We start from the raw sequence: 23,150 nt of genomic DNA, 5'->3' as shown, positions 1-23,150 counted from the left end.
GTTAATAATATCTTATTGAAGAAAAATAAATATTTAATAGAATATATATGGAAATTAAGAAGGAATATTTGGAATTTTATAGAATGGATAAATTATATAATCAAAATATTATCATTAGTTGAATATGAAAGTACTTTATAAAAATAGGGAAATAGGAGATGAGTTTATTGCGCAATATAAAAATAGGTGATCAAGGAGCAGATTTACATTTACCAGATGAATTAAATATGTTTTTAGATGATTTATTTGGTAAAAAACCATTAATTATAATAAAAGTTAATGGTAGCAAAAATAAAATCATTAAAGAGCTTGAAAGGTATTCTAAAAAAAGAAGTTTAGAAGTTTGTAAATTGGATGCCAGAACCTTAAATTCAAATAATATTGAAGAAATGCCTTACTCAGATAGAAAAAATCCCTACTATATCTCTAAAAACAAACAAATGATAATTGTTGATAATCTTGATGAAAGTACAGATTTAGAAGTGGTTAGGACCTTTATGTATATGGCAGATATTGATTGTTGCTATGATGATATTATAAATTTGCCTAAGGATAAATTGCCATATGGTTCAGCTTATGTTTTTATAGCAGAAGACAGTTTTCCAATAGAAAGGCTTGCATCTATCAGTTCTCGCTGGAATGATAAAGCTGCTATTCTTGACTTAAGAGATTTTCAAACACGTGTTAAAGAACATATGGGAGAATATAAAATTAATAAATTAAAAACTAAAGAGGATGGCAAATTTATTTATAAAGGTAAAGAACTTTTATATAAGCACATTTTACCGGAAGATAAGAAAGAATTAAACATAATTGAAAATTATAGAGACGGTTTCTATAAATCAGAGTATAGTAAAATTGAGTTTCATAAATATTTTCATCATTTAAATTCATCTCAAGCCATGTGCATTAATTTTTTCTATCCTTTGATTAAAGAAAAATATATAGAATTAATATTAGATATTATAGGAATAAAAAGAGAGGGTAATTATGAAATCCAGGATATAAGCTTTGAGAAAAAATCAGAATTAGAAGAAGGACAAGGGAGGAAAACTAATTTTGATTTTTATATTAAATTAAAATCTGGTATAAAAATATATTTTGAGATTAAGTATACTGAAAATGAGTTTGGAAAAGCTCAAAATGATGAGGCACATAAAGATAAATTTAGAGAAGTATATAAGCCATTGTTATATAATAACGAAGCTATAAAGGAAATTTTTAAAACTGAAGAATACTTTTTAAATAATTATCAAATTATGAGAAACATAGTTCACATTAGCAAAGATAGTTATGTTGTATTCTTATATCCTAAAGAAAATTATGGTATAAGAAAACAAGCTTTAAAAGCAGGGGAATATATATTGGAACACAAATTTACAGATCATTTTATTTTATATACTTGGGAAGATATTGTTGACGAATTGACCCAAAGATTGCCATCTGGCGATTTAAAGGATTATTACAATAAAGAGTTTACTTATAAATATCTAATTAAGTGATTTATCACTCGTATTAATTAGATTGTACCATTTTGAGTTTAAAATTTACCACTTTTATGGACTAGAATTTTCAATTATCCAAAAATCATTAATCATGGTAATAGTGCCATGATTAATGATTTTTTAATTATTTGAGACAGCTTCTAATGGATCTATTCAGGTAATGTAATACAATAACTTCGAAATTCTTTTGGGGTATAATCTGTATGTTTTCGAAATTTTTCAATATAATAACTCACACTCCCAAATCCAACTTCATAGGCAATTTCTGTAATAGATAAATTACTCTTTTTTAATAGTAGTATACTTTGACTGATACGGTAAGAAATTAGATATTCGAATGGCGTTAATTTGATCATTCGTTTAAAAAATCTACAACATTCAGAGCGGCTGATATTTACAGCTTTTGCCATATCCTCTAGTGTAATCTTTTCTTTATAGTTTTCATGAATATAAGATAACATTTCTTTAATTCTTTGGTCTTCAGCAAAAGCATTCGTGTTAACTTCATTTATATAGTCAGGTGTATTGATAATTATTAAATGCCACACACTTAATAATATAGAGTACATATTTAATTCAAATCCAAATTCATTTTTTATATAAAGTTCAAATAAGTTAGTTAGAGCATCTAAAATTTCTTTTTGCCAAGGAATCGAAGTATTTAGTGTAATAGCTGAATTTAATTTTGATTTTAAAAAAGGTTCTACATATTTTTGATAAATAATGCTTTCTGAAGAAGGAGCAAGAAAACTTGGGGCTATATCGAAGCAAATATATTCGCTATCTTTAGAATTGTATGATTTTGCAGAGTGAAGGCAACTGGAATTAATAAAAATACCATTGTTCTCTTCAATATTATATGTTGATTGATTAATAGTAAAACTTACACAGCCTCTTACTACAAGAACGAATTGTATTTCATCATGCCAATGAAAGGGTATATATCCACGTATGTTTCTACTTATCAGAGTTTTGTACACTCCTATTGGAAATAATGCATTTCCGTGCATAGTCATTTCCTGTAAGTCACTGGTAATTGGGATGTCAAATATCTGCAATGGATTTTCCTCCTTTAAATCAATATTACGATATTAACTGGTAATAAGTTGATAGAAAATTCAATTAATGAACACTATAATAATAATATAATTATAGTGCATTAAATATTTATTAGAAAGAGCACTGGAGAAAAGCTAAGTGATATATAAGGACAAGCAAAGCAATCTTTTGAAAACGTTATGGCAAAGATAGGGCTAAATGAAGATTCAAATATACTTTTAATAAGCACAGAAGGAGATACAGACTCGAAGAAATATAGAGATATAGTATGGGATGGAGACAATACTTCAATGTAAGTTAGTTAAAATTTAGATGAAATGAAAATCATATTCATTTAAATATAAAAATAATAAAATATGGGGAGGTTTTTTATAATGAAAAATTTAGATGTGATTATGGAAGAGGTAAAAAAGGATCTTATTGAATTCACGCAGGACTTGGTAAGAATAAAAAGTTATTCTGGACAGGAAGAGAAGCTTATTAACTTTATAGAAAGAAAAATGAAGTTTCTTGAATATGATGAAGTAATTATTGATTCAATGGGAAACGTTCTTGGAAGAATTGGAAATGGTGAAAAAATAGTTATGTTTGATTCACATATAGATACTGTTAAGGTAACTGATGAAGATAAGTGGGAGGTTGCACCTTTTAGCGGCGAAATTGTAAATGGAAGACTTTATGGTAGAGGTTCTGTAGATATGAAAGGTGGAGCTGCTGCTTCAATATATGCAGGCGCTATTGCAAAGAGATTAGGATTAGATTCTGAAAAGACTATTTACGTTTCTTGCACTGTATTTGAGGAAGATTGTGATGGGGAAAATCTGAAACATTTATTTAAAGAATGCAAGATTAAGCCAGACTACTTTATTACTTGCGAACCATCTGATAATAAAATTGTTACTGGTCATAAGGGTAAAGCACAAATTATAATTAAAACAAATGGTGTTTCAGCCCATGGGTCAGCACCGGAAAAAGGTGTTAATGCAATTTATGAAATGGCTGATATAATAAAGCGCGTTGAAAAGGCTAATGAAGAACTTATGGAAAAAGATGCTCCAAGAGGAACTCTTGTTATGTCTGATATTTCATGCGTAAGTGCATCTTTAAATGCTGTTCCATCTGAATGCGAAGTATATTTGGATAGAAGAATAGTAGTTGGAGAAACAGAAGAAACCATTAAAAAAGAAATGAATAAAATAATACAGGGCAAAAATGCAGAATGGAAATTAGGAACAGTCCATAGGAAGAGTTGGACTGGAATGGATATTAAGTATGAACCTTTTCACTTAGCATGGGAAATTGACTTGAACCATGAACTTGCAAAAGCATGTATTGAATCATACAATGAGAATTTTAGAAGTGCTCCAGAGTACGATTATTGGGATTTTAGTACTAATGCAGTAACACCTGTTAGTATGGGAATACCTACAATTGGTTTTGGTCCCGGAGAATATAAGTTGGCCCATATGAGAAACGAAAACTGCCAAATAAGCAAATATGCTGATGCATGTAGTTTTTATGTAAGATTAATTCAAAAATTATAAGTTAAAATATACTGGTATTTTTATTTAACTTTTGGCTAGCATTTACTAAAAACCAATGGGAGGTTAAAACATGGGGATTATTAAAACCTTAAACGGTATATTTTGGGGTTGGTTAATTGCTGGGTTATTGTTAAGTATAGGTGTCTTTTATACAATTTTACTTAAATTTCCTCAAGTAAGACACTTTAAGCAACTTTTTACAAACATTATTGCTGGAATGAAAAAGAAAGATGGAGTCTCTGGGTTCGGTGCTCTATGTGCAGCGGTAGGTGGACAAGTTGGAACGGGGAGTTTGGTAGGTGTTGCAACGGCACTGGCATCAGGGGGACCTGGAGCCATATTCTGGATGTGGGTGACTGCGATTTTAGGAATGCCAATAAACTTTGGTGAGGCTGTTTTAGGACAAATATATCGTCGTAAAAATAAAGATGGAACTTTTTATGGCGGTCCAGCCTATTACATGGAAAAGGGGTTAAATAGCAAATTATTAGCAAGTTTATTTTCAATTACAGTTATCGTTGGAATTGGATTTAATTATGCAATGATACAAAGCAATTCAATTTCTAATGCAGTAACAGGAGTTATAGACATAAAACCTCTATATGCCGGAATAGGATTGCTAATCCTTGTTGCATTAGTGGTATTTGGGGGTATTAAACGACTTGCCGATTTTTCAAGTGTTATTGTTCCATTTATGGCCGCAGCTTATATTTTAATTGCTTTATACGTTATTCTAAGCAATATCAGTATTCTTCCAGCGGTTTTTTCTCTAATCTTTAAATCAGCTTTTAACTTTAATGCTGCAGTTGGTGGAGTTACCGGGTATACCATAAAAGAGGCCTTTCGATTTGGAGTAGCAAGGGGACTATTTTCAAATGATGCTGGAAATGGTACAACACCAAGCATGCATGCATCAGCTAATGTAAAACATCCTGTAAATCAAGGATTTGCTGCTATGCTAGGAGTATTTATTACAACAATGATTGTTTGCAGTTGTACAGCATTCATTATTTTATTTACTGGAGCATTGGATTCTGGTGAGACTGGAATTGCTCTAACGCAAGTCGCATTCCAAAAAGGGATTTCATTTGGAAATTGGGTTGTAGTTGCTGCTATGTTATTATTTGGGTTTACTACACTGTTAGCAGATATCTATTATGGTGAAGTAAATATAAAGTACTTCTTACCTAATAATGATAGGGTGATAATGATTTATAAAATACTCTGCATGGGTATTATTATTGTGGGAGCTGTAGCACCTGTTACATTTCTCTGGGAGATGGCTGATTTTTTCGGAGCATTTATGGTATTTTTTAATTCAATTGCAATGATTGGATTAGCAAAGCATGTAAAAAGAGTTTACCTAGATTATAGAAAGCAGAAGAATGCTGGAATTAAAGAACCCGTTTGGGACTACGATGGGTTTATAAAAGAAAGTGAAGGCAAGATTACAAATAATCAAAAAAAAGATGGAGAGGCATATGTAGATTTTTAAGAAGTTGAACATAATAATATTCAGAATATTATGGAAACTGAAAATGAAAAAACATGAAGGTTTTTATAAAGAATATGCAATAAATTGAATTAGAAAATCTAAAGGCACTGAGATGAAAATCTTGATGCCTTTGTTTTTATATAAACCTAAAATACAATTTAATAAATCTGCCATTAGGCGAAATTTAAGAGGCTATGTTCTTCGTTACTGAAAAACATAGCCTCTTTTGTATTTTCTGATTTTAAACTTTACAAAATTGGACAGTAAAAGAGAAGAATTAAAATTTTTATTATGATATTCTTTCATTAGGAGGTGAGGAATATGGAATGGCTCAGACAAATAAGCAAAGCTATTGATTATATAGAAAGCAATTTAACCAGTGAAATTTCCTACGATGAAGCTGCAAAAATTGCTTGTTGCTCAACCTATTATTTTCAGCGGATGTTTTCATATATATCGGGTGTAACTCTATCGGATTATATTCGCCGCAGGAGGATGACACAGGCAGCTTTCGAGATACAATCAAGCGAGACAAAAATAATTGATATTGGCATGAAATATGGCTATGTTTCACCAACATCATTTAATCGTGCTTTTCAAAGTGTTCATGGTATCTCTCCAACAGCAGCACGTACAGAGGGGACTTTATTGCAGTCTTATCCACCAATCAGTTTTAAGATTACTGTTACAGGAGGTGAAAGTATGAAATATAGAATTGAAAAAAAAGAAGCTTTTAGAGTAGTTGGTGCAAAGACTATATTGCAAGAAGATATGGAAAAAAACCAGAAAACTGTGCCGAAGTTCTGGAATAAGATGCTAGGAAGCACAATGCTTTCTGAAATTTGTAAACTGGGAAATCCATCTAAAAATAGTATTTTCGGTATTACTGCCTATACAAATCCACAAAACATCTATTACTACATTGCAACGGAAACAGATAGACCTGTACCTGATGGAATGTATGAACTTGAAATACCGCAAGCCACATGGGTAATATTTGAGTGTAACGGATACTTTAAGGAATCTGTTCAGACTATCTTCAATCGATTTATTATGGAATGGCTTCCTTTCTCAGGGTATAAATATGCTGAACTACCAGATATAGAGGTTTACCCGATTAACAATCAGCAATCTAAGAGTGGTCATGCGGAAGTTTGGATTGCAGTAAAAAAAGAAAACGAGGAGGAATAGAAGTGAATTATCAAATTGAAATTAGAGATATTGAGCCTATAAGGGTGGCATTTATGCGATATAAAGGTATTGTCACTGAGGCAAATAAAGTATTTCCAAATGTATTTAAGTCCATTCAAGGCAAAGCAAACGGGTCACCTTTTTTCAACTATTATGCTATAGATCCTCAAACCAAAATTGGTGAATTGGAACTGTGTGTTCCTACTGCTGAAATACCGACAGTAAGTGGTGTTGAAGTAAAGGAAATTTCCCGTATCAAAGTAGTTTGTGCTACCCATATAGGCTCTTATGAAACGATGCAGAACGCATATATAGCCATTGATCAATATGCAGAAGAACATAATTTGATATTACAACCGCCATTCAGGGAAGTGTTTATTAAAGGCCCGGGAATGTTTTTAAAAGGCAATCCCAACAAGTATATTACAGAAATTCTGTTTCCAATAAAAGAGGGGGAATAAAATGCTGGCAATGGAAGTTAATAAATTGGTTAAAGAATATAAGAATGGCGTAAAAGCCTTGGATGAATTAAATTTAAAAGTAAACTGTGGTGAAATTTTCTCTTTGCTTGGTCCGAATGGTGCAGGTAAATCTTCACTTATCAACATTCTTACAACATTTTATAAACCTACTTCTGGAAATGTGACCATGTTAGGAAAAGATTTATGTAAAAATCCTGCATGGGTTCGTACACAGATTGCTTGTGTTGCACAACGAATTTCTATTGATGAACATCTGTCGCTCATGGAAAATATGATATTTCAAAGTCGATTATACAAAGTTGATAATACTACTGCCAAAAGTAGAATCAGTGATTTAATTGATAGTTTTGGATTGTCACAGTATTTAAAATATCCCGTTGCCTCCTATTCTGGAGGCGTGAAACGACGCTTGGATATTGCGATGAATATGGTTTCTTATCCTCAAATACTATTTTTAGACGAGCCAACAGTTGGTATGGATATTGGTTCCCGAAAAGCTATGTGGGAAATTATTGGGAAAATACGAGATGATTTTAACACAACTATTTTTTTGACTACGCACTATCTTGAAGAAGCTGATCAACTTAGTGACACAATTTGCATTATGAAAGAAGGTCGTGAGCTGGTACAGGGAAAGCCCAGTGATTTACGTCAATATACACGTCAAAATATCTTACGAATTGGCTTTTCTAATATAGATAAAACAAAAAAATGTGCTACATTACTTACAAAAGCAAATATGTTTTCTTCCATAAGCATTCGTGAAAATTCAGTTTTTATTAATGTGGATGATGATAGAACTATTTTTGAGAATACTAATAAGTGGCTTCTGGAAAACAATATTCCTTTTGAGGCCATTGAGATTGTACAGCCAAGTCTTGAAGATATATTCTTGAAGTTAACAGAAACGGAAAGGAGATAAATAGGTGGAAACGATTAATATTTTATGGCGTAATATTAAGTGGCGATTTGAAAATCCTATTTCTATTATGCTTACTATAATACAGCCTCTCATATGGCTTTTATTATATGGTGCCATTGCAGAACAGTCTATGCAAAATTTATCTGGAGGTAATTATACTGCCTTTATCCTTCCGGGTATTATGATGCTTGTTACACTTGCTTGCTGTAGTAGTGGCGGCTATCTTAACTTTATTATGAAATCAAAAGGAAGTTTCTACAGGATGTTAATAGCACCAGTTAGCAGAAGTTCTATTGTGCTGGGGCAAATGTTAGAAGCTGTTTTACTTTCATTAGTTGAGGTGAGCATTCTTCTTGTAGTGTCTATGTTTCTATCTGTTCGTATAGGTACAGGATTTACAGGAGTTCTTCTAATTATAGTTCTTATTTTCATATCGGCATTTTTTATGTCTGGACTATCCTATGCTATTAGCTTGCGCTTGCCAAATGAAGTTATTTATGAAACCATTATGAATCTCATCGTACTTTCTATTTTCTTTACCAGTACGGCATTATTTTCAGTGGATAATATGTCAGGTGGTTTAAAAATAGCAGTAATTATAAATCCGTTTACGCAGGTTATAAATTGTATACGAAGTTTAGTTTTAGGAAGTACAATTGAATGGCATTACTTATTATTTGTAATAGGATTGTTCCTGTTACTTTGCTGTGGCAGCTTTACCTTGGCAATTCGAAGACTTAAAAGAGAAATGATACAATAATTTTCACATTATGTATATAAGCTAAATATCAAAATCGACTGCCTATGGTAAAAAAACCACAGTTACGGCAGGCGATTTTCCATTCCTTATTGTATAGATAGCAGGTTTTCGGTGCTTTTGAAATTTCATTTTTTATATAATTTTATTAAAGAAATTTTTATAAATTTTCTGTTAAATATCTGTTTACAGGCCCAAAAATGAAAAAAATTTCTTAAAGTTATGATATAATAAGCATTTAGAGTTATATTAATAAACTATATTATTTTAGTATAAGGAGGAAGAAATATGGTATTTAGTTCTCAAATATTCATTTTTATATTTTTGCCAGTAACTTTGTTGATTTATTATACCTTAGGGAATCTTTTTCCCGGGAATGTTTTTAAAAATTATATAGCTCTTTTTGCAAGTTTATTATTTTATGTCTGGGGAGGAATAAAAAACTTACCATTATTAGGTACTTGTATTTTGATAAATTATACATTTGGTCTACTTATTGACAAGTTAAAAGAACAAAAAAGATTAAAAAACATTGTTCTATTAGTAGGAATAATACTAAATTTAAGTTTGCTTTTTTATTATAAATATTATGGATTTGCAATAGTAAATATTAATAGCATTTTTAATACTAGTTTTCAATATAAGGAAATTATATTGCCTATAGGTATTTCGTTTTTTACATTTCAGGGTATGTCATACATAATTGACATATATAGAAATGATGCAAAAGTTAATAAAAATATTTTTTCTGTTGCATTATATATATCATTTTTCCCTCAACTAATAGCAGGTCCTATTGTAAAATATAAAGATATAGATAATCAAATAAGAGAAAGAAAAGAAACTATTGAATATTTTAGTTATGGTATTGAAAGATTTGTTATAGGATTATCAAAAAAAGTAATTATTGCTGATGTTTTAGCTGGGATAGCTGATACAATATTTGCACTTTCAGGTAAGGGAATTGATCTTCCTACAGCATGGTTAGGAGCCATCTGCTATACTTTTCAAATATACTTTGATTTTTCAGGATATTCCGATATGGCTATTGGGTTAGGCTATTTATTTGGCTTTAAATTTATGGAAAACTTTAATTATCCATATATATCAAAATCTATAACTGAATTTTGGAGAAGATGGCATATATCTTTATCTACTTGGTTTAGAGAATATCTTTATATACCATTGGGCGGAAATAGGACAGGCAATACTTATTTAAATCTTTTTATTGTTTTTTTAGTTACAGGTGTATGGCATGGAGCTTCATGGAACTTTATTATATGGGGGATATGGCATGGTGTATTTATAATTATTGAAAAACTTATAAATAAAAAAAGATGGTATGTAAAAATTCCCTCTTTTATAAAAACAACAATTACTATGTTTATTGTTATATTAGGATGGGTGTTATTTAGAGCCAATGGTTTAAGAGATGCAATAAGTTATTTATCAATAATGTTTGGAGTAAATAAAGCTACAACAGTCACATATCAATTTAGTTACTTTATTAATAAGGAATTAGTTTTTTGGATACTTATGTCAATTATAGGGTGCACTCCTATTATCGGTAATATATTAAAATCACATCAAGATAAGGAAATATTTCAAGTAGTAAAAACGATATTTATTGGAATGTTATTAATTATTGCAATAATATTTATAGTTAATTCCACATATAGTCCATTTATTTACTTTCAATTTTAAAGGAGGTGTTGTGCATGAAAAAAATACATTTTTTTAGAATAGGTTTATTTCTTTTTATTATTTCATTACCGATATTTACCATAAATTTAAAACCTAATCAAGTTTCCAATATAGATAATAGAAAGCTTATGGATTCTACAGAGGTATTTGCACAAGGCAATATTACTGAAAATGTAGAAAGTTACCTAGAGGATCGTATAGGATTTAGAACTGAAATTGTTAACACATATACTAAAGGCATGGATTTGCTATTTGATGAAATGATACATCCAAGTTATCAGTACGGAAAAGATGGCTATATTTTTCCGAAATTAAAAGAAAATAAACTAGATAAAGAGTTTCAAGAAATTTATTCTGATTTTATCTTAAATTTTCAAAATTACTGCACAGATAGAGATATAAAATTTTTATATGCTGTTGAACCTGGTAAAGCAACTGTATACTCTGAATTTTTGCCAGAGGGGTATAATTATGACAATGAAAATCTTAATTATTTTTTAAGTCTTCTTAAAGACAAAAATATTAATTATTTATATACTGGACAAGCGTTGATAGATGCTAAAGATTCCAAACAAGTTTTTGATAAAGAATATGATGCTAATCATTGGAATGAAACTGGAGCTATTGTTGGAATTTCATCTATATTAGATGAATTACATGATTTAGATTCAAGAGTGGATAAATTTGATATCAGTAAATTTGAAGAGGTAGAGTATACTAATACAACTCTTCCAGCTTCATATTTTTCTATAAATGAAAAAACTACACATTATAATTTAAAAAAAGATAATTCTGTATCCGTCACTGATTTTGATAATGAGATTAAGATATCTGAGCAGTTTACAAACTTTGCTCATTATAAAAACCCTAATAATAAAGATGCACCTAAGATACTTATTTTTGCTGGAAGTTACTTTCAAGGGAGAGATAAATTTCTTACGGAGAATTTTTCAGAGTTAATTAGAATACACAATTATCATAATGTAGTCGACTATGATTATTATATAAATATTTTTAATCCAGATATAGTTTTGTTTGAGTCTACAGAATATACTCATTCAAATAACTATTTTCCTGTAGATAAAATGAAAAATTCCACTTATAATAAGAATTTTAAAGATTATTCTAATCTTGTAGAAAGCAAGTTTGCATATACAAAAGATGATACTTTTGAAAAATCAGATACTAATTTGACCAACTTCTCCATTCCTATAGAAGGGGAAAAGGCGTCCTATGCTTATACTGATATTTCAAATAGAATATTAGATTGTAGAATAAGAGAAGTGGATGGAAAGCAAAACATTGAATTTTCTATACCAACTTCAGAAATAGAAAATTTAAATGAGTTTAGTTTATACTTAATTTCTGAAGATGAAAGTAAATTTACAAAAGTTTCTTGTGAATTAAATTAATCACCTAGTTCTTAGTTTAAACAATATTAATGCATAACAATAATTTTATATAAGGTAAGAGTAGCAATTTGATATGGTATGGGTAGAGATGCGATTATAAATTTAATATAAAGTTGAAAAAGGCTATGAAGAAAGCTTTTACGCTTAAGTAACTTCATGGTCTTTTCTAATTTTTAAATATTGTTTCTAGCATTAAAAATTTGCTCTAATAAATGTGAAAAATCAAACTGAATTTTGGTTACAAAAACTGCATCTCATTTACAAAACATGCATTTCGGATACAAAAGTGGCGTTGCGTTTACAAATATTCAGTTGTCAATTACAAAGATTGCTTTTCAATTTACAAAGTGGCATCTTGTGTTACTATTGAGTTCTTGTGTTACGATTGAGTTTAAAAATTTGCTTGCATTAACTAAAACGATAAAAATATAAAGAATAACGATAAATAATTATTGTAATTGTTAAAATGTTGATATATAATAAGGATGTAAATAATGAATAAAAACTATTTTAAAGAGAGGTAATTTTATGAAAGAGAGAACAAGTTCAAAAGTATTAAATGGATTAGTTATTGCAGGAATCATTTTAACAATTCTTGCACTTATAGGCACTCCACTTACGTTGACAGCACTTTTAAAAATCTCAAGGATGGAAATATCAGTTCCAAATATGAATTGGATATTGACAGCATGTATTTATGTGTGCGCAGTTCCTTACTTGATAGCATTATTTAAATTTAAAAGAATTTGTAAATTGCTTACAGATGAAAATTCCTTTTCATCAATTATATCAAAAGAGTTTCAAGTGATTGCCATTTGTGCATTTGCAGAAGTGGTTATTTATATTCTAAGCAACCTATTTTTATACGTAGTATTTGATTTTTATCTATATGCGATGACTGTAATACCTTTAATAATTATACCTTTTATTGGTGTAACAGCTGGATTCTTGTGCTTAGTAATGTCTGGCATATTTAAAAGAGCTGCTGAAATTAAAGAAGAAAATGATTTGACATTCTAAAAAGGGGGAAATCAAATATGATTATAGTTAACTTGGATGTTATGATGGCAAAACGTAAAATATCTTTGACGGAGTTATCAGAACAATTAGGAATGACAATGGCAAATGTATCAAATTTTAAAAATCAGAGGGCAAAGGCTTTTCGATTCACTACTCTTGATGCTTTGTGCAGAATACTCCAATGTCAACCGGGAGATATTTTAGAGTACAGAGAAGACAATGATTTAGAGAATGGAAAATAAAGATGAAAAAGATAATGATTATGACATATGATATTGCAATTATCGGGTTGGGGCCTTCTGGATCTACACTGGCACGACTGCTTTCTAAAGAATATAAAATTATCGCCATCGATAAAAAAGATTCTAGCGAAAATGGATTTCACAAACCTTGCGGCGGATTGCTCTCTTCCGACGCACAGAAAGCATTGGCAAAGTTAGATATGACCATTCCAAAGGATGTAATGGTAGACCCTCAGATTTTTGCTGTTAAAACCATAGATTTGAAAAATAATCTCATCCGCCATTATCAACGGTTTTACATTAATCTTAATCGCCATAAATTTGATTTATGGATGAAATCACTTATTCGGGATCATGTGGAGGTCCACAGCAATTCTCGTTGTTCTGCTATTGAAAAAATACCAGAAGGTTATCGGGTAACTTTTCATGAAAATGGTACAGAGCATGTCATCATTGCCAAATATCTGGTAGGGGCAGACGGTGCTAATTCCTTGGTACGCCGCACCCTTTACCCAAAAAAGAAAATACGGACTTATATGTCAATACAGCAATGGTTTCCTGAAACACACCCCAATCCGTTTTATTCCTGTATTTTCGACCCGGAAAATACCGACTGCTGTTCTTGGTCCATCTCTAAGGACAATCAGTTTATTTTTGGTGGCGCATTTCCAATGGATAATTCCCGGAAACGATTTGAAAATCAGAAAAAAAATCTAGAGAAAATTGGATTTCAGTTCGGAGAGCCTATGAAAACCGAGGCCTGCATTGTACTGCGACCATCCACATTCCATGATTTTTGCTGCGGTAAGGACAACGCTTTTTTGATTGGGGAAGCTGCGGGATTTATCAGCCCCAGTTCACTGGAGGGAATCAGTTCAGCTATCAACAGCGCACGAATTTTGAGTGAAGTACTAAATGCTCATAGTAAAAATGCGAACAAAAAATACAGATTAAAAACTTTTAATATTCGTTTAAAAATCTCTTTAAAACTACTGAAATGTCCGTTTATGTATAATACTTTTTTACGTAAGCTGGTATTAAAGAGCAGATTGCAAAGTATTAATATTGTTTCGGCAAAACGGTAAAGCATTCAATTAACAAATGCGCGAAATAATTGAGTATTTCGCGCAAAAGTAAACTTCTTCTTTCGAACTATCGGCACATGACAATAATTTCATATGGTGTGGTTTGAGCTGGTATACTCCTTGTGGTAGCGCCATAGACAACAATTAGGTCTCGATTTGCAGGGTTTCTAGTAAATAGTTGTCCGTTTTCTAATACTATCCTAGTATATGGCCCAATATTTAATTTTAAATAGTTGTCACTACTTACCAACTCACTATTAAAATGATCAACTTTCACGTTTCGGTTTTGTGTATCTCTTGCCATAACAATTGCTCGAAATTGCGGTGGAAAAATTAGGGGAGCAGGTGCATTTGCATCATAAAATCCAGTTACCCTATCTCCTACTGCCACCATTACATGATTCACAAAGTAAGTAGATGGTTCCACAACGAAATTTACTAAATTTCCATTTTCGTTTTCTACAGACATTAATTTATAACAGCCTAATCCTTCTCCAGTTACAGTTGTCTGAAAATCATTAATCATGGTAATAGTACCATGAAAGGATTTGAAATTTGCCATTTTTAATCTTCCACTCCTATTTTAACTTCTATATCTATACATATTATGAATTACTAAGAATTTGTGTTATTATTTAGAATAAAAATTTTATTAATATTATCTAATAAAGATAATTCATTGAAAGATTTAGAAAATAGAAAAATGATGGGTATATTGGTGAAGGAATAATAAATAATACTATTATAAGAAAAAAAGTATAATTCAAAATAAGTTTTCACTTGCAAATTAATACAGAAGGAGATATAATTTATAAAGATTGGAAAAACCAGTGTTGATAAAAGCTACGATTTATAAATTTCTTTAGAGAGCCGATGGTTGGTGAGAATCGGTGAAAGGTTAAATCTTTCCACTTTTGGAGCTGTTGGTGATAAACTGAAAGGCTAGTATCCTTTATCATACTACTATCGAGTGGCTGGTTCTTATAGTGAACTGGCAATTTGGGTGGCAACGCGGATCCTTCCGTCCCATATTTACATATGAGATGGAAGGTTTTTTGATTTTATGGCTTCAAAATTATTATATTATTTATATTTATATAGGAGGAAAAATTATGTTAGATTTAAAATTTGTAAGAGAAAATCCTGAAGTTATTAAGGAAAACATGAGGAAAAAATTTCAGCATAATAAGCTGGAATTAGTAGATGAAGTAATCTCTCTGGATATTGAACTCAGAAATATAAAGCCAGAAGCAGATACTTTAAGAGCTAAAAGAAATAAGATTTCAAAACAAATTGGTGGATTAATGGCTCAAGGAAAAAAAGAAGAAGCAGAAGAAATGAAGAAACAGGTTACAGAAGCTTCAGATCATTTAGCTGAGTTAGAAAAAAAAGAAGGCGAACTGGAAGAGAAAATAAAAGGCATTATGATGGCTATTCCAAATATCATTGACCCAAGTGTTCCAATTGGTAAAGATGACAGTGAAAATGTGGAAATTCAACGTTATGGAGAACCGGTTGTACCAGATTTTGAAATTCCATATCATGCTGAAATTATGGAGAAATTTAGTGGACTTGATTTAGATAGTGCTAGAAAAGTTGCTGGTAATGGTTTTTATTATTTGATGGGAGATATTGCAAGACTCCATTCTGCAGTAATTTCTTATGCTAGAGACTTTATGATTAACCGCGGATTTACATATTGCATTCCACCTTTTATGATTCGTAGTGAAGTGGTAACTGGTGTTATGAGCTTTGCAGAAATGGATGCTATGATGTACAAAATCGAAGGTGAAGATTTATACTTAATCGGAACCAGCGAACATTCTATGATCGGTAAATTTATTAATACTATACTACCAGAGACTTCTTTGCCTCAAACATTAACTAGTTATTCACCTTGCTTTAGAAAGGAAAAAGGAGCTCACGGTATTGAAGAAAGAGGAGTATACCGAATTCATCAATTTGAGAAACAAGAAATGGTTGTTGTATGTAAGCCAGAAGATAGTATGATGTGGTATGATAAGCTATGGCAGAACACAGTGGATTTTTTCCGTTCTTTGGATATACCGGTAAGAACTTTGGAATGTTGTTCTGGTGACCTAGCAGACTTAAAGGTAAAATCAGTGGATGTGGAAGCGTGGTCTCCTAGACAGAAAAAATACTTCGAAGTAGGAAGCTGTTCTAACTTAGGTGACGCACAAGCACGTCGTCTTAAAATTCGTGTAGCTGGTGAGGACGGCAAATACTTTGCTCATACATTAAATAATACCGTAGTTGCACCTCCAAGAATGCTAATTGCTTTTTTAGAAAACAACTTAAATGCAGATGGTTCTGTCAATATTCCAGTTGCATTGCAACCATACATGGGCGGAATGACTGTTATTAAATAATTTACCATGGGAATTAAACCTTTCGTCCTATTTTTTAGGATGAAAGGTTTTTTTATATTTCAATATATATAGACTCTTTAAGAATTTATAATATGGATATAGATTAAAATATTTAGTATGTAAAGGATGATCAGTTCAAATTTTAGAACATATTGATAATGAATTTTATATGTGATAAAATAAGAGCAATATTTAGAAAAGGGGTGTAAGAATGTACATTGTGAAGATGAGACTTCGTTATTTAGTTTAATAAAAATAACTAAATAAAAGTAAGGTTAAAATGCCTATTAGTACAGGCTTTTTTGTGCTGCCTTGCTTGAGGATTCTTGCAATGAACATTCGTACATTTTTAATGAGTACCTTATTATAGACATTAGGCATAGGCTGCCTTAATGCAGTTTTTGATGTCCTATATTTTATAAGAGTGTATAAGGGTTGCAGGTGAATTATGTTCATTTGCAGCCCTTATTTGTTAATTGAGAATGGTCATTTTCAAGAATTCACATCAGATTATTAAATGAGGTGAATTTGAGAACATGTGTATAAAAAGTATTAAGAAAAAAGATAGAGCTAGAGAATTAGTGAAGAAAAATCAAAGACTTTTTAAATGTCCTGTATGTAGTGGCAAAATGTTTATGAATGACTTTAATATTTTAACTTGTAATTCTAAGCACAGCTTCGATTTATCTAAGAAAGGTTATTTGAATTTATTAACATCAAGTAATCTTCCTGTATATTCTAAAGAATTATTTGAAGCCAGGCATAAGGTTTGTACAGCTGGATTCTATAATCCATTAATTGATATGTTAGCCAAAATAATCGGTGAATATAAAAATTCCATTTCTAAAAAACATATAGCTATTTTAGATGCAGGATGTGGTGAAGGGTCACACATCTACGATATTTTTAAAAAGAGTAAAGGAAATCTAAATGACACTTTTGTGGGGGGAGATATTTCAAAAGATAGCATTAATATGGCTGCAAGTAACCATGCTGATATTATTTGGTGCGTAGCAGATTTAGCGAGATTACCTTTTCAAAATAGGAATTTTGATGTTGTTTTAAACATGCTTTCTCCAGCTAATTATGGTGAGTTCGATAGGATATTAAGTGACAAAGGAATTGTTATAAAAGTGGTTCCAGGATCCCAATATCTTAAAGAATTACGTGAAACAATTTATAATGATAAGAAAACCATTGATTATTCTAATAATAAAGTAATAGACTATTTTAGCCATAGGTTAGATGTTATAGATATTCAAGATATCAACTATCAATTTGCTGTTGATGAAGAACTTTTACCACATTTCATTAAAATGACACCATTAACTTGGGGAAAAAGTACTGAAAGATTAAATTATATATTTAAAAAAAATATTTCTTCTATAACCTTAGATTTAGCCTTAATAATTGGTATAAAGAAAAAGTAGAACTAAAGCCTTGTTTCAAAGCAAAATTAACCCCACATAACCTGTACAGGAAATGTCGGATAAATACATTGAATTTCTGATATTCTATTAATGAAGGGAGGTTATACAAATGGATTCGCTGAAAAAGATGAATGAAGCATTAGATTATATTGAAGAAAATCTTACAAATGACATTAATTTTAAAGAAATTGCTAGATTGGCTTTGTGCTCGGAATACCATTTTCAAAGGATGTTTTCTTTTCTTACAGGTGTTACACTGGGGGAGTATATTCGTCGCAGACGGCTTACTGTTGCGGCTTTTGAGATTATTAATAGTAACATGAAGATAATGGACATTGCCATTAAATATGGATATAGCTCACCAGACTCTTTTACAAGAGCTTTTCAAAGTTTGCATGGGGTAACACCTTCGGAAGCTAGAAACAATGGTCAATCGCTAAAAGCTTATCCAAGAATGACCTTTCAATTATCAATTAAAGGAGGAGACGAAATGAACTATAGAATTGAAGAGAAAGAGGCGTTTAGTATAATTGGGATTATGGAAAGGGTTCCTATAATATTCCATGGAGTGAATCCAAAGATTGCAGCCATGTGGCAAAGTTTAGATGGAGAGACAATTAATAAGCTTAAAGAACTTTCTAATGTGAAGCCTTTAGGAATACTTAGCGCATCAATAAACTTTTCTGAAGAGCGAATGGAGGAAAAAGGGGAGTTAGATCATTATATAGGTGTGGCAACCACTAGAGATTGCCCAGAGAACCTAACACAACTTGAGATTCCGCCTTTAACATGGGCAGTATTTGAAGCAGTGGGGCCATTCCCTGATACCCTTCAAGATATCTGGGGACGCATCTATTCCGAATGGTTTCCCTCATCAAACTATGAACAAGTAGAAGGACCTGAAATTTTATGGAATGAGCATAAAGATATAACTTCACCAACTTTTAGAAGCGAGATATGGATTCCGGTTTGCAAAAAGAAATAATAGTTAAGAGATTTAAAAGAGTAAATAAAGATAATAATAAAAACAAGGGTACTGTGTATAATATCACAAGTATCCTTGTTTTTATACTAAAAGTTAATCTTGCTATTATCAATAGATATATGGAGATATATGGATATAACCGTATATATACTATATTAGAGACATAACATGATATAAATTTGCACGAAAAAGTAATGCATAAATCATGAAAATGCAAACTGTAAAATAAAAGCATTTATTAAAAAAATGATCAAAAAAACGTAAAAATGGTTTTTAAATATAAAAAATGTGTTATAATGGAATTACATCCTGGTAACGTTACCAATAACGTTACCAAAATGTAATTTTATAACCTGCATGATAAGGTTTACTAAAATGTTTGTCATACTTTGGAGGTAGGGTTTACTATGGATAATCTAACGATTAAGGATATATCTCGAATCGCAGGAGTAGGGGTAAGTACAGTATCTAGAGTATTAAATAATCATCCTGATGTGAAGGGTGAAACTAGAGCAAAAGTTTTAAAGGTAATTGAAGAACTTAACTATATACCCAATAATAGTGCAAGAAATTTAAAGAGGAATACTTCAAACAATATTGGAGTTCTGGTTAAAGGTATTCACAATCCATTCTTTTCAAAAATGATAAAATCTATAGAAGAAAAAATAGATGAAAATGGATACGCTATGATTCTTCATTATAATGAAAGTAATCCTAACGATTTTGATGCAGCTATTGAACTTATAAAGGAAAAAAAACTAAAAGGATTAATTTGTCTTGGAGGTTACTTTGATAATTTAGATGAACAAAAGTTGTTGGATTTAAAAACTCCACTAGTTTTAACATCTACAAGTATTATAGAAAATTTAAATAAAAAATATTTTTCTAGTGTAATTATAGAAAATGATAAGGCGGCGTTTAAAGCAGTAGATTACATATGTAAACTAGGACATAAAAACATTGGAATTATAACTACCGGAGAAGAAGATAAAGGTGTGGGAAAACTAAGGTTTCAAGGTTATAAGGAAGCGCTTTTAAAAAACAATGTAGCTTATGATTCAAGGATGGTAGAAATAGGGGAATATACTTTTCAGACAGGTTTTGACGCCATGAATAGACTAATGGACAAAAATTTAGATATAACAGCTGTGTTTGTTACCGCTGATATTATGGCTATAGGAGCCTCAAAAGCAATATTAAGTAGAGGACTTAGAATACCAGAAGATATTTCTATAGTGGGATTTGATGGAATAGATTATTCTCAATATTTTCATCCCTCATTAACTACCATCGAACAACCTGTAGAAGAAATGGGAAAAAAGAGCATAGAAATTTTGTTTGATTTAATAAATAAAAAAGAAAAATATAATCATGTGGTATTTGAGACAAAACTATTGGAAAGAGAGTCTTGCAAAAAAATATTAAGGAGGTAAACCATGGCTAAAGTGATTTTAGAAAAAGTTGAAAAAGTTTATCCTAATGGATTTAAAGCTGTACACGGAATTGATTTAGAAGTAAATGATGGAGAGTTTATGGTATTTGTTGGGCCATCAGGATGTGCAAAGTCTACTACTTTAAGAATGGTAGCTGGCCTTGAAGAAATATCAGAAGGAAAAATTTATATTGGGGATAAATTAGTAAACGATATACCAGCGAAAGATAGGGGAATTGCAATGGTTTTTCAGAACTATGCATTATATCCACATATGACTGTTTATGATAATATGGCTTTTTCTTTAAAAATAAAGAAGACTCCAAAAGATGTTATAGATAAAAAAGTTAAAGAAGCTGCAAGAATTTTAGACCTAGAAGAAGTTTTAAAAAGAAAACCCAAAGAATTATCAGGAGGACAAAGACAAAGGGTTGCCGTAGGAAGAGCAATAGTAAGGGATCCAGATGTGTTTCTATTTGATGAACCTTTATCTAACCTAGATGCAAAACTAAGAGTTCACATGAGGGTTCAACTTTCGAAACTTCATAGCAAGTTAAAAACTACAATGATATATGTTACTCACGACCAAGTGGAAGCAATGACTATGGGGGACAGAATATGTGTAATGAATTTAGGTAGAGTCATGCAGGTTGATACACCACTTAACTTGTACAAGTATCCTGCAAATAAATTTGTAGCTGGGTTTATTGGTTCTCCTGCTATGAACATTATAGAAGGAGAGTTAATTAATAATGGATTTATAGCTATAAAAATAGGAGGTGTAGAGTTACAGTTACCGCAAAGCAAGGCTGATAAATTTAAAAATCATGTAGGCAAAAAAGTTTACTTTGGCATAAGACCTGAACATATTAACTTAGAAAAAGGAGAATCTACTGTGAAGATTAAGGGGAGAGTTGATGTCATTGAAAATATGGGGAATGAAGCATTTGTATATTTTGATTTCCTTGGAACTCAATTCATTGGGAAAGTAGATTCTTTAAAAGCTAATTTAATAAATATTGGACAAGAAGAAACTTTTGTGCTTCACATGGATAACTGTCATATTTTTGATTTTGACAGTGAAGAAAATATAGGTGTTTAAAATAATTTGGGAGGGGAATATTTATGAAAAAAATTAAGAAAATTGTTGCATTAGCTCTTTCTTCAACATTGGTTATTTCGGCCCTATTATTAGGAGGATGCTCATCAAAACCAGCAGATAATTCTGGACAAAAACCAGCAGGAGACAATAAAAAGGAAGTAACATTAAATATGTTCCAATTTAAAGTTGAGATGGCCAAAGAACTTGAAGAAGCTGCAAAAACTTATTCTACAGAACATCCAGAGGTTAAAATAAATATTCAAACTGTGGGTGGAGGAGATGATTACGGTGCTGCTCTTAGAGCTAAAATGCAATCAGGTGAAGAGCCAGCAATATTTAATATAGGTGGACCACAAGACGTTAAAGACTGGCAAGCAAGGCTTGTAGATTTATCTGGAGAACCTTGGGTAAGTCAAGCTGTTGACGGAGTATTGCCAGGAGTAACTGTAGACAACAAAGTTTATGGAATGCCATTTTCAGTTGAAGGATATGGTTTCATATATAATAAAGGCATATTTGAAGCTGCTGGAATTGATACAAAGGCTATTAAAGATTATGCAAGTTTAGAAGCAGCGGTTAAAAAACTTGATGATAAGATAAAAGCTAAGGAATTAAAAGACAAATATCCTAAATTAGAAGCAGTATTTGAAATGCCTGCTAAGGAAACTTGGGTAACTGGACTTCATACATCAAATGCAGTTTTATCTCAAGAGTTTAATAGTGCTCTTGATGCTTTTACGGCTAAAAAAGTAGATTTTAAATATGGTGATGCATTAAAAGCATTATACGACTTACAAGCTAATTATTCACCAAATGCCAAATCTAAAGGAAAATTAAATGCAGTAGACTATGCAAGTCAGGTTGGTCAAGGTTTAGCTATAGAACGTGTTGCTATCATACAACAAGGTAACTGGGTTTATAACGATATTCAAAAGATAGATGAAAAGGTTGCAGAACAATTAGATATTTTACCAATACCAGTTAAAGGAGCAAAAGAAGATTCAATACCAGTAGGAGTTCCTATGTACTGGGCAGTTAATAACAAGGTTTCACCAGAACAACAAGTTGCTGCTAAAGACTTTTTAAATTGGTTATATACTTCTGAAAAAGGTAAAGATTATGTCGTTAACAAATTTTTCTTCATACCTCCATTTAAAGGTTATGAAAACTTTCAACCTAAGGATTCTTTAGGTGCAGCTGTAAATAGATATGCTCAGGAAGGAAAAACATCACCATGGGTATTCATGGGGTATCCAACTGGCTGGGGAATGGATGTTCTTGGACAAGAAGTTCAAAAATACTTAGCTGGAGAAGTTCAATGGGATGAGGCTATAAAGACAGCTCAAGCTAAGTGGGAGAAAGCGAGAATGGAAAAAAGCAAATAAATTAATTA

Annotated in this window: 20 protein-coding genes; 18 read left to right on the top strand and 2 right to left on the bottom strand. The window is 31.2% G+C overall.

The features are described from left to right. Positions 1-167: 167 nt before the first annotated feature. Positions 168-1,502 (top strand): PGN_0703 family putative restriction endonuclease, encoded by a 1,335-nt coding sequence (locus RYO54_RS10170; RefSeq protein ID WP_315118263.1) that lies wholly within the window; start codon positions 168-170, stop codon positions 1,500-1,502. Between the two features lie 152 nt (positions 1,503-1,654). Here RYO54_RS10170 and RYO54_RS10165 read toward each other — a convergent pair whose 3' ends face one another. Continuing rightward, the gene (locus RYO54_RS10165; RefSeq protein ID WP_315118262.1) at positions 1,655-2,563 is read right to left on the bottom strand and encodes an AraC family transcriptional regulator; all 909 of its coding nucleotides are present in this window, start codon (positions 2,561-2,563) and stop codon (positions 1,655-1,657) included. 375 nt (positions 2,564-2,938) lie between these two features. Here RYO54_RS10165 and RYO54_RS10160 point away from each other — a divergent pair, with 375 nt between their 5' ends. The 11 genes from RYO54_RS10160 (at position 2,939) to RYO54_RS10110 (ending at position 14,418) form a co-directional block, all read left to right on the top strand. Then, positions 2,939-4,108, top strand: coding sequence for a YgeY family selenium metabolism-linked hydrolase (locus RYO54_RS10160; protein ID WP_315118261.1), 1,170 nt, complete (start codon positions 2,939-2,941; stop codon positions 4,106-4,108). A gap of 70 nt (positions 4,109-4,178) precedes the next feature. After that, complete coding sequence (locus RYO54_RS10155; RefSeq protein ID WP_315118259.1) at positions 4,179-5,603, top strand: sodium:alanine symporter family protein; 1,425 nt, start codon at positions 4,179-4,181, stop codon at positions 5,601-5,603. Between the two features lie 321 nt (positions 5,604-5,924). Continuing rightward, positions 5,925-6,794 carry an AraC family transcriptional regulator gene (locus RYO54_RS10150; protein ID WP_315118257.1) on the top strand — a complete coding sequence of 290 codons (870 nt, stop codon included), beginning with the start codon at positions 5,925-5,927 and terminating at the stop codon, positions 6,792-6,794. A gap of 2 nt (positions 6,795-6,796) precedes the next feature. Continuing rightward, entirely contained in the window at positions 6,797-7,255 is a 459-nt protein-coding gene (locus RYO54_RS10145) for a GyrI-like domain-containing protein (RefSeq protein ID WP_315118255.1), read from the top strand. Position 7,256: 1 nt separating this feature from the next. Beyond that, the gene (locus RYO54_RS10140) at positions 7,257-8,198 is read left to right on the top strand and encodes an ABC transporter ATP-binding protein (RefSeq protein ID WP_315118253.1); all 942 of its coding nucleotides are present in this window, start codon (positions 7,257-7,259) and stop codon (positions 8,196-8,198) included. Positions 8,199-8,202: 4 nt separating this feature from the next. Beyond that, a complete protein-coding gene (locus RYO54_RS10135) occupies positions 8,203-8,958 on the top strand; it encodes an ABC transporter permease (RefSeq protein WP_315118251.1) in 756 nt (251 codons plus the stop codon). Between the two features lie 285 nt (positions 8,959-9,243). Further along, positions 9,244-10,659: an MBOAT family O-acyltransferase gene (locus RYO54_RS10130; RefSeq protein ID WP_315118249.1), complete on the top strand. Its 1,416-nt coding sequence runs from the start codon at positions 9,244-9,246 to the stop codon at positions 10,657-10,659. A gap of 14 nt (positions 10,660-10,673) precedes the next feature. After that, positions 10,674-12,071 (top strand): alginate O-acetyltransferase AlgX-related protein, encoded by a 1,398-nt coding sequence (locus RYO54_RS10125; RefSeq protein ID WP_315118248.1) that lies wholly within the window; start codon positions 10,674-10,676, stop codon positions 12,069-12,071. Positions 12,072-12,599: 528 nt separating this feature from the next. After that, a complete protein-coding gene (locus RYO54_RS10120; protein WP_315118246.1) occupies positions 12,600-13,091 on the top strand; it encodes a DUF2975 domain-containing protein in 492 nt (163 codons plus the stop codon). A 17-nt stretch (positions 13,092-13,108) separates the two neighbouring features. Next, positions 13,109-13,333: a helix-turn-helix transcriptional regulator gene (locus RYO54_RS10115; protein WP_315118245.1), complete on the top strand. Its 225-nt coding sequence runs from the start codon at positions 13,109-13,111 to the stop codon at positions 13,331-13,333. A 14-nt stretch (positions 13,334-13,347) separates the two neighbouring features. Beyond that, positions 13,348-14,418, top strand: coding sequence for an FAD-binding protein (locus tag RYO54_RS10110; RefSeq protein WP_315118327.1), 1,071 nt, complete (start codon positions 13,348-13,350; stop codon positions 14,416-14,418). A 67-nt stretch (positions 14,419-14,485) separates the two neighbouring features. On the opposite strand, the gene RYO54_RS10105 is transcribed toward RYO54_RS10110, so the two are convergent. Continuing rightward, on the bottom strand, positions 14,486-14,980 hold the full coding sequence (locus RYO54_RS10105; RefSeq protein WP_315118243.1) for a hypothetical protein: 495 nt from the start codon (positions 14,978-14,980) through the stop codon (positions 14,486-14,488). Positions 14,981-15,530: 550 nt separating this feature from the next. Here RYO54_RS10105 and serS point away from each other — a divergent pair. The 6 genes from serS to RYO54_RS10075 all read left to right on the top strand — a co-directional run bounded on the left by serS (position 15,531) and on the right by RYO54_RS10075 (position 23,142). Then, positions 15,531-16,808, top strand: a complete 1,278-nt coding sequence (serS, locus tag RYO54_RS10100) for a serine--tRNA ligase (RefSeq protein WP_315118325.1) — start codon at positions 15,531-15,533, stop codon at positions 16,806-16,808. A gap of 536 nt (positions 16,809-17,344) precedes the next feature. Then, on the top strand, positions 17,345-18,238 hold the full coding sequence (locus RYO54_RS10095) for a methyltransferase domain-containing protein (RefSeq protein WP_315118241.1): 894 nt from the start codon (positions 17,345-17,347) through the stop codon (positions 18,236-18,238). A gap of 109 nt (positions 18,239-18,347) precedes the next feature. After that, positions 18,348-19,223, top strand: a complete 876-nt coding sequence (locus RYO54_RS10090; protein WP_315118238.1) for an AraC family transcriptional regulator — start codon at positions 18,348-18,350, stop codon at positions 19,221-19,223. 407 nt (positions 19,224-19,630) lie between these two features. Next, a complete protein-coding gene (locus RYO54_RS10085) occupies positions 19,631-20,656 on the top strand; it encodes a LacI family DNA-binding transcriptional regulator (RefSeq protein ID WP_315118236.1) in 1,026 nt (341 codons plus the stop codon). 3 nt (positions 20,657-20,659) lie between these two features. Beyond that, on the top strand, positions 20,660-21,757 hold the full coding sequence (locus RYO54_RS10080) for a sn-glycerol-3-phosphate ABC transporter ATP-binding protein UgpC (RefSeq protein WP_315118234.1): 1,098 nt from the start codon (positions 20,660-20,662) through the stop codon (positions 21,755-21,757). Positions 21,758-21,780: 23 nt separating this feature from the next. Next, positions 21,781-23,142 (top strand): ABC transporter substrate-binding protein, encoded by a 1,362-nt coding sequence (locus RYO54_RS10075; protein ID WP_315118232.1) that lies wholly within the window; start codon positions 21,781-21,783, stop codon positions 23,140-23,142. Positions 23,143-23,150: the final 8 nt, after the last annotated feature.

This window comes from uncultured Clostridium sp. (assembly GCF_963515715.1).
GTDB lineage: Bacteria > Bacillota > Clostridia > Clostridiales > Clostridiaceae > Clostridium_AW.
The sequence above is the reverse complement of the archived record's forward strand: the minus strand, read 5'-3'. Positions and strand labels throughout refer to the sequence as shown.